Below are 12594 nucleotides of genomic sequence, written 5' to 3'. Positions count from 1 at the left end.
TCAGGTTTCCTCGCAAAGTGGATGTGGCACGGCATTGGCCGGCGGACGGCGTCCCCGCCAGACGGCGCCTTCGATCGCGGCGCCGACGCGGAACACGGTGCTTTCGTCATACGGACGGCCCACCACCTGCACGCCGGTCGGCACGCCATTGCTGGCGATGCCGGACGGTACGCTCAACACCGGGTGGCGGCTCAGCAGGTTGAACGGATAAGTCATGGCATCCTTGCGCAACAGCGCCATGCTGTCCAGTTCTCCTTCGGCCGCGCTGCCAATGCCGGCCATGGTCGGGCAGATCAGCGCGTCGTACTCCGCCATCACGGCGGACAGCGAGTCATACATGCGGCCAATGATGGCGTTCGACGCCAGGTACTGTTCGCCCGTCACCTGCAGGCCCAGCACGCAGAAATGGCGGATATAGTCGCTGGTCTCCAGGTTGTTCTGCAGGATGCGGATCGCGAACTCGCGCCCGGTCTCGTAGCCCAGGCGGTGATCCACCGCATCGGCGGCGCTGCTGTCCCAGCCCAGTTTGACCTGCTCCACCACGGCACCCTGCGCGCGCAGCGCATCGACCACGTCTTGCAGCGCGGCCCGCACCTCGTCATGCACTTCGCAGTAATCGAGGTCATACGACAGCGCGATGCGCATGCCCCGCACCGGCGCGTACTCCAGCGGCGCTTCCAGCTTGGGGCTGATGGCGGCGGGGTCCAGCGGGTGCGGACCATTGACCACGTTGAACATCAGCGCGCAGTCGGCCACGGTGCGCGCCATCGGGCCGATATGGTTCATGGTGTGCAGCGCATAGCCGATCGGCGTCACCGGCACGCGGCCATAGCTGGGTTTCAGTCCCACCACGCCGCAATAGCTGGCCGGCATGCGGATCGAGCCGCCGATATCGGAACCGGAGGCCAGCGCCGTCATGCCGGCCGCCAGCGCGGCGCCGCTGCCGCCGCTCGAGCCGCCCGGCGTCATGGCGGGATTCCACGGGTTGCGCGTCACGCCGTGGCGCGCCGAGCGGGTAAAACCGGCCATGTAATACTCGGGCACGTTGGTCTGGGCGTGGATCACGCCGCCCGCGTCGAGCAGGCGCTGGGTGATCGGCGCGTTGACCGTGTCCGGCGTATTGCCCTGCAGCCACGAGCCCTTGGTGGTGACCCAGCCGCACAGCGTGTGCTCGTTTTTCAGCGCCACCGGGATGCCTTCCAGCGCCCGCAGGGTCGCACTGCGGCGGCCATAGGCCTGTTCGGCCGCGCGCGCCGCGGCCAGCGCCGCCTCGCCCCGCTGCGCGCTGAACGCGTTCAGCACCGGTTCCAGGCGCTCGGCGCGGGCCTGGACCGCGTGCAGCAATTCCACCGGCGACAGCGCGCGGCTGCGGAACATGGCCAGCGCTTCGGTGGCGGGCAGGTAACACAAATCATCAGCTTGCATGGTATTCCTTCGGTAAGGTGTCCGTTATTGTTTTATTGATGGCGCTGGGCCGCGTGCCGACATCAGCGGCGGCGTGAAGCCGGCCATCGGCAGCGCCGCGTTCAGCGGCAGGCGGTCTTGCCGGTGGCTGGCCTGGAACGTGGCACCGCCATCGGTGCTGCGCAGGGTCAGGCCATCCTGGCCGACCGCCAGCACGCCGCCACGGTCACTGCCGGTGGCGACCAGGCTGGTGATGGAAGCGGCGCCGGCGCCGGCAATGCGGCTCCAGTGCCGGCCGCCATCGGTGCTGCGCAACAGCGCGCCGCGCAAGCCGCCGGCCAGCAAGGCGCCATCGGGCAGCGCGGCCCCGGTCCACAGCGAGCCCCTATGGCCGGTGGCGAGGTAAGTCCATGTATGTCCCTGGTCTTCCGACTTCAGCACATAGCCCTTTTCCGCCGCCGCATACAGCGCACCGCCCGCTCCCGGCCCAGTGAACAGGCCATACAGGTTCAGGTCGGCGCGGCGGCTGCCGGGCGGCGCGTCCGGCTGGCGTTCGGTCCAGCTGCGGCCACCGTCGCTGGTGGTCAGCACCAGCGACCACAGTCCAACCGCCACGCCTTGCTCACGGTCGAAAAAGTGCACGGAAAACAACGGACGGTCTTGTTCCGGCGCGCTGCGCTGCAATTCCCACTGTTCGCCGCCGTCACGGGTATGCAGCACCACGCCGGCGTGGCCAACCACCCAGCCTTCCCTGTCGCCGGCAAACGACACGGCGGTCAGGGTGGCGTCGACCGGCACCTTGCCGGCCTGGCGCCAGGTGCGCCCCTTGTCGTCCGACAGCAGGATCACGCCATGCGCGCCCACCGCCACGGCGCGCTTGCCGGCCCACGCGGCGGCCAGCATATTGGCTTGCGCCGCGTGGGCCACGGTGGCGGCGGGACGCAATACAGCCCGGGTGGCGCCGGGGGACACATCCGATGCCGTGGCCATCATGGAACAGGCCAGTGCGGTAATACCAGACAGCACACGCCGGGAAAATTGATTCTTCATGTCCTTCTCCATTCAATGCTGCAGCAAGCCCGGCGCCCGCACCGGTCCCCTGCGCGGAAACAGCCGTTCCAGCCACACGGCAAACGCCGGCAGCGCCGTCATCGCCATCATCATGTTCACCATGAACATGAAAGCCAGCAGCTTGCCCATGTCGGCCTGGAACTTCAGTGCCGAGAATGACCACGTCGCCACGCCCACGGCCAGGGTGACCGCCGTGAAGATCGTGGCCGTCCCCACTTCCAGGATCGCGTGTTCCAGCGCCTGCACGATCGGCAAACCCTGCGCCAGGTGCAGTTGCAGGCGGTTATAGATATAGAAAGCGTAGTCCACGCCGATGCCGACCGCCAGCACCATCACCGGCAGGGTCGCCACGGTCAGCCCGATGTTCAGCTCTTTCATGAACCAGTAACCGATAAACGTCCCCACCGTCAGCGGCAGGCAGCACGCCAGCACGGCGCGGAAATCGCGGTAGGTCGCCAGCACCAGCAGCACGATGGCGCCATAGACCCACAGCATCATCGGCAACTCGCTGTGTTCCAGCGTCTGGTTGACGGCGGCCAGCACCCCGGCATTGCCGGAGGCCAGCCGGATCGTCATACCCGGCTCGTGGTGACTGGCGGCAAACGCTTCCACGGCGGCGATCACGCGGTTGATGGTGACGGCCTTGTGGTCGGTCAGGTACAGGTGCACCGCCGTCATGCTGCAATCCTTGCGCATGGTGCCCCGGGTGCGGGAAATTTCCGTGGCCAGGCCGGCGAAATTGCCCTCGTCGATCGGCACCACGTCCATCTTCGGGTGGCCTTCGTTATAGCCACGGTTGTACTGCTTCATCTGGTCCGAAAACGACGCCACCGACAGCACGCCCGGCACCGCCTGCAGCGCCCACGTGAAGCGGTCCTGCGCCAGGCCGATGTTGACGTTGCCGCAGGCGCCCACGCCCGGCCCTCCAGCCGTGCCGGGCGTGGCTTCGAACAGCACCGTCAGCCAGTCCAGTCCCGTGTCGTAATTGGCGGCGATCGACACGGCGTCGCGGTTGAAACGCGCATCGGGACGCAATTCCGGCGCGCCCGGCTCCACCGTGCCCACCACCCGGCCCTGGCTCTGCCACACCGCCAGCGCGAACACGGCGCCGACGATGGCCAGGCAGCAGGCGGCGTTGCGCGGCCGCGCGATGCGGGCCAGCACGCGCAGCCAGCCGGCGCGCTGTTCACGCAGCGCCATCGCGGCGTCGGCATAGCGTTTATCGATGCGGCACCACGACGCCGCCACCGGCAACATCACCAGGTTCGTCACGATCTTGAACGCCACGCCCAGCGACGCCGCCATGGCCAGTTCGCGCACCATCGGGATCGGGATCAGCAGCAAGGTGACAAACGACACGAACGCGGTGGCCAGCGCCAGGGTGCCCGGGATCAGCAGGCCGGAAAAGCTGGCGCGGCACGCCTGCATGCAACTGTGGCCCAGCGACACTTCGCGCACGATGAAATTGACTTGCTGCACGCCGTGCGACACACCGATGGCAAACACCAGGAAAGGCACCAGCACCGCCAGCGGATCGAGCCCGAACCCCAGCAGGTGCAGCGCGCCGAATTGCCACACCAGCGACGTCAGCGAACAGACGATCGGCAGCAGCGTAAACACCAGCGAACGGCAATACCAGTACACGGCGGCGGCCGTCAGCAGCAGCGCCAGCGCAAAGAATTGCAGCACGGACTTCGCGGAATCGGCAATCTCTCCGACCTGTTTGGCGAAACCGATGATCTCGATGGTGAAATCGCCGTCTTCGAAGCGCTGGCGCAATTGCTCGAGCAGCGTGTTATACGCCACGTAGTCGAGCTGTTTGCCATCCTGGCCCGTTTCCAGCAACTCGGCGCTGACCAGCGCACTGTCCTGGCCGCGCGACACCAGTGTGCCGACAAACCCGCCCTGCGCGGCGGCCGCGCGGATCTTCGCGATCGCCGCGGCATCGAGCCGTTCCGGCGTCACGCTGCCGTCGATCAGCGGGTCGGCCCGAAAACCCTCTTCCGTGATTTCATTGACAAAGGAGTTCGGCGTCCACAGCGACTGCACACCCAGCCGCTCGACGTTCGGCAGGAACGTCACGGCCTGCGTCACGTCGTACAGGCGTTTCAACCCCGCCGTGCTCCAGATCGTGCCGTTGCGGGCGCGGACCACGATGGTGAGCCGGTTGGCTCCCATCACGTCGGCGCGGTACTGGTGGAAGGTGTCCACATACGGGTGGTTGGCGGGCAACTGCTTTTCAAAGCCCGCTTCCATCCGCAACTGCGCGCCCAGCACGCCCATGCCCGCCGTCAGCGCCAGCAACGCCCACATCAGCCAGGCGCGGTGCGCAAAGCAGGCCGCTTCGAAGCGTGCCAGCAGCCCCGGGCGGACCCGGGCCGGCGCGGCGGCCGCTGCTCCAGGCGCATCCGCGATGCCGCTCATATCGGTCATTTCACTCATGGCATCCCGATCAGAAGTTGCGCGCCACCGTCAAGCCGACAAAGCTGCGGTCGCGGTAAGGCTGGTCGAACACGGACGTGCCGCCCATGAAACGCGCATAGTTGAGCGAGACTTGCCAGTTGGCCGGATTCTGGATGAAGCTGACGATGAAGTTGACCGACTGCGCCCCCTTCATGAAGGTGGCGGCGCCGTTCGGCGTGCGGCCGCCCAGCGCGCGGAAGTAAAACACTTCCGGCACCACTTGCCAGCCCGGGATCAAGGTGCCGTCGTAGACCCAGCTGAAATCGACATTCATGCCGGACGAATTGCGCGTGCCTTTCGCCACCGGCAAGCTGGCCGGCGAATATTCCTGGCCCCAGCCCCAGCCGCCCGCCGACACCAGGTCGGCGCCATATTGCTGCTGCAAATGCGGGAAGCGGATCGCCACGGCTTCAGCCAGCAAGTTGCCGGAATCGGCGCGCAGGAAGCCGAGCAATGCCGGCGCGGTATCCGGCGTCAGGCTGAACATGCCCGTCACGGCGGCCTGCATGCGCGCGGTGTTGACCCAGCAATTGCCGCCCTGCGAGGCGCAGCCGGTGGTGGCCGCGTTCAGGGTGGCGGCATCTTTCGGGCGGTACGAGAATTCCCCGCCGACCGCCCAGTCGCCGACCGGGAAGTTGGCCGACACGCCATACAGCTTGCGGTTCTCGCCATACACCCAGCCCAGCGTGCCGTTCGGGTTATTGAACGTGAACGATGGCGACTTGTCGTGGTAATTGATGGCGTAGGCGCCCAGGTTCAGTTGCGTGCCGGGCGGCTGGTAGCGCAGCGACATGCCCCACTGGCCACTGTGCTTCGCCTTGGTCTCTTGCAGGAAGTAGCTGTCGTGGCCTGCGCCGATGCCGTTGAAGGTGGACCAGTAGCTGCCGGTCGGCGGCATGTAATTGGCGTTCCAGCCCAGCTGCACATAGGCTTCCGCGTTCCAGCCGTGGCCCAAGCCCGCCGCCGCGCTGACGATCGGGGCCGGCAGGATCGCTTCCTTCAACTGCGTGCCCGGTTGCGACAGGCGCATGATGTCGACCGCGTTGGTGACATTGATGCCGCCCGCGATGAACAGGCTTTCGCCCCAGGAAATCACCTGGTTGCCGGCGCGGATGCGCAGGGTCTGTTCATCGAAGTCAAAGCGCTTGCTGACCCACAGGTCCAGCAGGCGCGCCTTGAAGCGCAAATCCTTGCGGGCGTCCGGCGCCAGGTTGCCGTCCAGGCCCGGCGGCGTGCCGGCGCTGGTCCAGCCGGTGGTGTGCGTGGATGAAAAATCGCGCAGCCAGCTGACCCGCGCCATGGTGGTAATGCCTTGCGGGAAGCGCAGCAACAGTTCGTGCGACCCTTTCAAGTACGTGGTGAACGGATCGCCTTTGCCGTAATTCAAATCGCCCTGGTCGCCCAGGCCGCTGGTGGGAGACAGCAAGCCGTCCGGCCCGCCGCTGTTGCCGGCGATGACCAGGCCGGGGCTGGGCGCGTGGGTGCGGATGCCGGTGCCGATGCTGATGGTGGAGTCAAAACTGCCTTTGATGGTGTCGGTGCTGAAGGTTTCGGCGTGCGCGCCGAGGCTGGCGACGGCCGTGCCGACCGCGCAGGCCAGCATGAGTGGCTTGTTCATATTCTTTTCCGATGGGTGTGGACGGATCAGCGGTCGCTGATGGCGCGCAGGTTTTCAGAGGTGAAGAACGACGCTTTCATGCGTTCGCCTTTCGTATCGGTGAGCCAGCGCACATCGGCGCCCGCGCCCACGGTATTGAAGTCGAAGATGTAGCGCCCTTCCGGCAAGTTGTACTGGGCGAACGCCAGCACGTCGCAGGTGCCGGTTTCATACGCCGGCACCAGGTAGCCTTCGCGCACTTTCCACAGCGCGCCCTGCACATCGTAGTCTTCCGCCAGCACCGCGTTCCAGCCGTCTTCATCGAGATAGAAAGTCCGCTTGGGCGACACGTGGCGCGCGCCCTGCTTGACGGTGGCTTCCACCACCCACACGCGGTGCAGTTCATAGCGGCGGTGGCTGGACGCCAGCGCGTTGCGCTGCACCACGTCCTTGATCTGCGCCTTGAAGTCATAGGCGCCGAACACGTTGTAGGGCACCAGGATTTCCTTCTTGCCCACGAGCTTCCAGTCGAAACGGTCCAGGGTGCCGGTGAACATGATGGTTTCATCGAGCAGGTACTGGTTTTCAAAACCGATCTGCGGCGCATCGTAGGCATAGGCCGGCAGGCGGCGCACACGGCGCTGGCCAGGGAAGTAATAAAACGTTTCGGTGTTGGGCGAGTCCAGGTAGATATTGGCCGCCAGCGCCTGCCCGGCCAGCGCGACGGGCGACTTGTAGCTGAAATACGTGTAGTACTCGACGTTGCCGGCTTCTGCCAGGGTGCCGGCGCCTTTCTTTCCCCATGGGTAAAAATACGTCTGTTCAAAGCCGGCCTGGATCCAGTCTTCGCTGCCGCGGCGCGGCGACACGAAGGTGTTGCCGTTCTGGTAGTCGACGCCGACGCCGTGGTAGCGCATCTTCATGTTCAACATGGCTTGCGCGCCGTTGGCGGGAATCGGGAATGGATAGCCCGGCACCACGGCCGCCTTCAGGCTCCAGCCATCGTCGCCGAGTTTCGCGGCGGTGGCGTTCTTGCGGGTGTTGTCGGCAACGAAGTCCGGCACGCCACAGCTGCGGCGGGTTGGATACACGTCCATCTGGAAACCGGGATTCTGTTTCAACAGCGCCAGCTGGCCCGGCGTCAGTTGCGCGGCATGCTGGGCCGCGTTGGCGGCGTTGATGGTGTATAGCGCCTTGTCGTCCTTGTACTTCCAGAAATCCTTGCGCAGCTTGCCCCAGGCCCAGCCTTCGGTGGCTTGCGCTTCGTTTTTCCAGGCCGGGATGCGGCCATCCTTGCTGCCCGCCATTTCCGCGCCGGCCGGCGTCAGGGTGGCGCCCAGCGGGGCCGGGTCGGCCGCCATGGCGGCGCCGGCCTGGGCGCCCAGCCACAGGCCGCAGGCCAGCAGGCGCAGGGTGTTGTTGTTGTTCATCTGTGTTCTCCTCTTTCTTCTCGTTGTGTTGTTACTGGCGGGTTACTGGTACCAGCCCCAGTCCGCGCGGTGGTCGAACCGGGTGATTTGCTTGATTTCCTGGAACGCTTCAAAGCCATGCCGTCCCAGCTCGCGGCCGATGCCAGACGCTTTCATGCCGCCCCACGGCAGTTGCATAAAGGTCGGCTGCGAACAGTTGATCCACACCACCCCGGCCCGCAGCCCTTGCGCCATCCGCTCGCAGCGCGCCAGGTCATCCGACATGACGGCGCCCGCCAGGCCGTAGCGGCTGTCGTTGGCGATCGCCAGCGCTTCGGCCTCGGTGTCGAACGGCCGCATGCACAGCACGGGACCGAACACTTCCTCGCGCCAGATCCAGCTGTCCAATGGGACGTCGGCAAAGATCGTCGGTTCAATGAAATAGCCTTGATCGAGCTGCGGCGGGCGGCTGCCGCCCGTCACCAGCCGCGCGCCGCAGGCATGGCCGCGCGCAATGGCTTCCGTCACGCGGCCATACTGGGTGGCCGACACGATGGGGCCCATCCGCACGCCGTCGCAGTCACCGGCGCCCAGCGCGATGCGCTCGGCGGCGGCTTTGAGCTTGTCCAGCAGGGCGGCATACACGGGGCGCTCGACCAGCAGGCGCGAAGTGGCCGAACAGATCTGTCCCTGGTTCCAGAAAATGCCGAACTGGATCCATTCGACCGCCTTGTCCAGGTCGCAGTCGGCGAACACGATCATCGGGGACTTGCCGCCCAGTTCCAGGCTGACATTACGAATGCCGCAAGCGGCTTCCCGCATCACGTGCGCGCCGGTCGCTTCCGACCCGGTGAAGGCCAGCTTGTCCACGCCGGCGTGCGCCGCCAGCGCGGCGCCGGCTGTTTGGCCCAGTCCCGTCACCAGGTTGAACACGCCGCGCGGCAGCCCCGCTTCGTGCAGGTAGCGCGCCAGTTCGGCGCACGTCAGCGGGCACAGTTCGGACGGTTTCAACACCACGCAGCAACCGGCCGCCAGCGCCGGCGCCACCTTCCACGCCGCCATCAGCAGCGGGAAATTCCACGGCGTGATGGCGCCCACCACGCCGGCCGGTTCCCGGCGCACGCGGCACGTGAAACGCGCATCGCCAACGTCCACCGCCACCTCGCCTTCCGCCGCCGCTTGTTCGCCGGACGCTTCCGCCATCGTGGCGTAATACTCGAAGCAGGCCGCCGCGTCGCCGATATCGCCGCGCGCCTCGCTCAGGGGCTTGCCGTTGTCGCGGGTTTCCAGCAGCGCCAGCGCTTCCAGGTCCGCGCGCATCCGCGCCGCCACCCGCCGCAGCACGGCGGCGCGTCCCGCGGCCGGTGTGCGTGGCCAGGGGCCGTCGTCAAAGGCGCGCCGCGCGGCGGCGACGGCGGCATCGACATCGGCGGCCGTCCCCGCCGCCGCCTCCGCAAATTGCAGGCCGGTGGCGGGATCGATCACGGCCAGGAAGCCTCCCAGCACGGGTTCGGTCCAGGCGCCGTCGATGTACAGTAAATTACGCATCGGCGTCGCTGATTTCACGTTGGGTGGTGATGGCGAAGTTGCGCTTTTGTGCTTCGCGCAGGTAATTGCCGGCGTCGAAATACGCTTCCGGCGCATACACGCCGGGACGGCGCTCCTGCTTGAGCATCAGTTGCACGGCGATCGACGCGTTCATCGACGTGGCGGCGTCCACGTAGCCGGCATACATCGGGTCCGGCTTGACGGTGACCTGGCAGCGCACGGTGGCGGCCTTGCCCTTGATCCGGCCTTTGCCGATCGCGAAGTGGATTTCATGGCTTTGCTGTTGCGGGATGCGGTCCTGGTTTTCCGCGATGTTACGCGCGATGACGGCATTGAGCACATCGAGCGGGCGCACCGCCACACCACCCACTTCCACCACCCGGTCAAAGTCGCCAAAGCCGGCCTTGACCAGCCCGACCCACGCTTCGTGTTCGCGGTGCGGCAAGTGCAGCTTCCACGTGAATTCCTTGATGCCCTTGTCGCGGATGCCATCGGCCAGCGGCACCGTCAATTGCTCGGAGTGGATCGAGTACATGAAGTCGCAGCGGCCCCACGGTTCCGGCAAGTCGATGGTCTCGGTACCGGTCAGCGGCGCGCATTCGACGTGTTTCCCGTCCAGGAATTGCAGGCACGGGTGGGCATATTCGGCCAGCACGGTCGAGACGCTGTAGGGCGGCACCAGCACCGGGTTTTCCGGCCCGGTCAGGGTGGCGGCCCAGTACAGGTTGATGCTGTCGATTTCGTCGAGTTCATCGGCCACCGCGCGGCAAATCACGTTCGACATGCCGGGGTCGGCGCCCGCGCCCAGCACCGCCACCACGCCGGCCTGGCGGAAGCGCTCGCTCCATTCCAGCTGCTTGACGGTATAGGTGCCGAGGCCGCCCAGGTCCACGTAATCGACGCCGGCGTTCAGCGCGGCCTCGAAGATCGCCATCTGGTGGCCGGCCAGGGTCGGTACGCAGTTGACGCATATGTCGGTTTCCGCCAGCGCTTGCGCCAGGGCCGCGGCATCGCCGACATCGAGCGTGTGCAGGGTCAGGCGGCGGTCGCCCAGTTCTTCCGCCAGCGCCGCCATGCGTGGCCGGACACTGTCGAACAGGCGTACTTCGGCAATGTCCACGATGGCGCGGTCCGACAGCAAATCGCGGATGACGCCCTGCCCCATCATGCCCGCGCCGCCCAGGATGGCGATGACAGCTTGTTTCTTCATTGCTAGCTCCTTTTTGTCTTTTTCATTAAAACCGAATCATTCGTCGGGTTTTGAAAAATAGTAGCTCAAAAAGATGCGCTTGCAACTAATTTTTTGGAAGTTTCTGAACTTTTGTTCGGATTTGCGACAGGTCGAAAAATCGCCAGCGGCCGCAGCCCCATTCAAGGGGCCGGGAGGGGAGCGTCACCCCCGCAGGGGTGACGAAAGGTGGATTATTGCGCCGACGGGAAGCTGAACACAGCCCCTTCGCGCACACCGGCCGACGGCCAGCGCTGCGTGATGGTTTTACGGCGCGTATAGAAACGCACGCCATCGGGACCATAAGCGCCCAAGTCGCCGAACAGCGAGCGTTTCCAGCCGCCGAACGAGTGGTACGCGACCGGTACCGGCAGCGGCACATTGACCCCCACCATGCCGACCTGGATGTTGTCGCTGAAGTAGCGCGCCGCTTCGCCGTCGCGCGTGAAGATGCAGGTGCCGTTGCCGTATTCGTGCGCGTCGATCATGTCCATCGCCTGCTGCAGCGATTGCGCCCGCACCACGCCCAGCACCGGGCCAAAAATCTCGTCCTGGTAAATCTTCATGCCCGGCTTGACGTGATCGAACAGGCAGGCGCCCAGGTAATAGCCGTCTTCATAACCGGGCTGGCGCGCCACGTTGCGGCCATCGACCACCAGGGTGGCGCCTTCCGCCACGCCCTGCGCCACATAGCCGCACACCTTGTCGTAATGCTGGCGCGTCACCAGCGGCCCCATGTCATTGCCGGCGCACTGGTCCCCGTGCATGCCGGGGCCGACCCGCATCTTGCCGATTTCCGCTTGCAGGCCCGCGATCACCGCGTCCGCCGTGGCGTCGCCCACCGCCACCAGCAGCGGGATCGCCATGCAGCGTTCGCCGCAGGAACCGTAGGCGGCGCCCATCACGGCGCTGACCGCCTGGCCGATGTCGGCGTCCGGCATCACCACCGCGTGGTTCTTGGCCCCGCCCAGCGCCTGGATCCGCTTGCCGTGCGCGCTGCCGGTGGCATACACGTATTCGGCGATCGGCGTGGAACCGACAAAACTCAACGCCTGCACCCGCTTGTCCGTCAACAGCACGTCGACGGCTTCCTTGTCGCCGTTGACGACATTCAGGACGCCGGGCGGCAAGCCCGCCTGCAGCGCCAGCTGCGCGATCAGCAAGGTGGACGAGGGATCGCGCTCGGACGGTTTTAATACGAAGGTATTGCCGCAGGCGATCGCCAGTGGCCACATCCACAATGGCACCATGGCGGGGAAATTAAACGGCGTCACGCCCGCCACCACGCCCAGCGCCTGCATTTCACTCCACGAATCAATCGCAGGGCCGACATTGCGGCTGTGCTCCCCTTTCAGCAATTGCGGCGCGTAACTCGCGTACTCGATGTTTTCAATGCCGCGCTGCAGTTCGCCCAGCGCGTCGCCCGGCACCTTGCCATGTTCGGCGGTGATCAGGCGGCAAATCTCGTCGGCATGCTGTTCCAGCAGTTGCTTCAGGTTGGACATGACGCGGGCGCGCTTTAGCGGCGGCGTGTTGCGCCATGCCGGGAATGCCGCCTGGGCGGAAGCGATCGCGGCTTCCACCGTGGTTTTATCGGCCAGCAGCACGCGCTTTTCAGCCTGGCCGGTGGCGGGGTTGTAGACGTTTTGCGTGCGGCCTTCGGGTGCGACGATTTCGCCGCCGATCAGGTGGCCGACGAGGGGGAGTGCTTGCATAGTTCTGAGTTCCTGTGTGATTGCGGTATTGGGGAGTGAATACATCGCGGACGGGATGACGTAGGGCGGACTCTGCGAGGCCGCCATGCGTGCGCCGCAACCAGCGCGGGCAGCACCTTCTTGCGGACATGGCGGCTTGGCGCTATGCGCCAAACCGCC

8 protein-coding genes are annotated in these 12594 nt (G+C 66.0%); all 8 read right to left on the bottom strand.

All coding sequences use genetic code 11. The annotated features are described in order from the left end of the window. Positions 1 to 1425 (bottom strand): amidase, encoded by a 1425-nt coding sequence (locus tag AC1RRC_RS04120; RefSeq protein ID WP_493053991.1) that lies wholly within the window; start codon positions 1423 to 1425, stop codon positions 1 to 3. A gap of 24 nt (positions 1426 to 1449) precedes the next feature. Then, positions 1450 to 2454 carry a WD40/YVTN/BNR-like repeat-containing protein gene (locus AC1RRC_RS04115; RefSeq protein ID WP_493053990.1) on the bottom strand — a complete coding sequence of 335 codons (1005 nt, stop codon included), beginning with the start codon at positions 2452 to 2454 and terminating at the stop codon, positions 1450 to 1452. Positions 2455 to 2466: 12 nt separating this feature from the next. Further along, the gene (locus AC1RRC_RS04110; RefSeq protein WP_493054691.1) at positions 2467 to 4788 is read right to left on the bottom strand and encodes an efflux RND transporter permease subunit; all 2322 of its coding nucleotides are present in this window, start codon (positions 4786 to 4788) and stop codon (positions 2467 to 2469) included. A gap of 139 nt (positions 4789 to 4927) precedes the next feature. Beyond that, positions 4928 to 6556 (bottom strand): DUF1302 domain-containing protein, encoded by a 1629-nt coding sequence (locus AC1RRC_RS04105; RefSeq protein ID WP_493053989.1) that lies wholly within the window; start codon positions 6554 to 6556, stop codon positions 4928 to 4930. A gap of 26 nt (positions 6557 to 6582) precedes the next feature. Further along, the gene (locus tag AC1RRC_RS04100; protein WP_493053988.1) at positions 6583 to 7965 is read right to left on the bottom strand and encodes a DUF1329 domain-containing protein; all 1383 of its coding nucleotides are present in this window, start codon (positions 7963 to 7965) and stop codon (positions 6583 to 6585) included. Between the two features lie 42 nt (positions 7966 to 8007). After that, on the bottom strand, positions 8008 to 9492 hold the full coding sequence (locus AC1RRC_RS04095) for an aldehyde dehydrogenase family protein (RefSeq protein WP_493053987.1): 1485 nt from the start codon (positions 9490 to 9492) through the stop codon (positions 8008 to 8010). Next, positions 9485 to 10702, bottom strand: a complete 1218-nt coding sequence (locus tag AC1RRC_RS04090; RefSeq protein WP_493053986.1) for a saccharopine dehydrogenase family protein — start codon at positions 10700 to 10702, stop codon at positions 9485 to 9487. Before AC1RRC_RS04090 ends, AC1RRC_RS04095 begins: the two co-directional genes overlap by 8 nt. Before the next feature lie 212 nt (positions 10703 to 10914). Next, entirely contained in the window at positions 10915 to 12435 is a 1521-nt protein-coding gene (locus tag AC1RRC_RS04085; RefSeq protein ID WP_493053985.1) for a CoA-acylating methylmalonate-semialdehyde dehydrogenase, read from the bottom strand. Positions 12436 to 12594: the final 159 nt, after the last annotated feature.

It is taken from the genome of Pseudoduganella sp. GW821-FHT12E03 (assembly GCF_058807115.1).
The sequence above is the reverse complement of the archived record's forward strand: the minus strand, read 5'-3'. Positions and strand labels throughout refer to the sequence as shown.

What these genes read in the sequence shown, in the direction of transcription:
- AC1RRC_RS04120 (WP_493053991.1), bottom strand. Translation starts at nt 1,425, where the DNA reads ATGCAAGCTGATGATTTGTGTTACCTGCCCGCCACCGAAGCGCTGGCC.
- AC1RRC_RS04115 (WP_493053990.1), bottom strand. Translation starts at nt 2,454, where the DNA reads ATGAAGAATCAATTTTCCCGGCGTGTGCTGTCTGGTATTACCGCACTG.
- AC1RRC_RS04110 (WP_493054691.1), bottom strand. Translation starts at nt 4,788, where the DNA reads ATGTGGGCGTTGCTGGCGCTGACGGCGGGCATGGGCGTGCTGGGCGCG.
- AC1RRC_RS04105 (WP_493053989.1), bottom strand. Translation starts at nt 6,556, where the DNA reads ATGAACAAGCCACTCATGCTGGCCTGCGCGGTCGGCACGGCCGTCGCC.
- AC1RRC_RS04100 (WP_493053988.1), bottom strand. Translation starts at nt 7,965, where the DNA reads ATGAACAACAACAACACCCTGCGCCTGCTGGCCTGCGGCCTGTGGCTG.
- AC1RRC_RS04095 (WP_493053987.1), bottom strand. Translation starts at nt 9,492, where the DNA reads ATGCGTAATTTACTGTACATCGACGGCGCCTGGACCGAACCCGTGCTG.
- AC1RRC_RS04090 (WP_493053986.1), bottom strand. Translation starts at nt 10,702, where the DNA reads ATGAAGAAACAAGCTGTCATCGCCATCCTGGGCGGCGCGGGCATGATG.
- AC1RRC_RS04085 (WP_493053985.1), bottom strand. Translation starts at nt 12,435, where the DNA reads ATGCAAGCACTCCCCCTCGTCGGCCACCTGATCGGCGGCGAAATCGTC.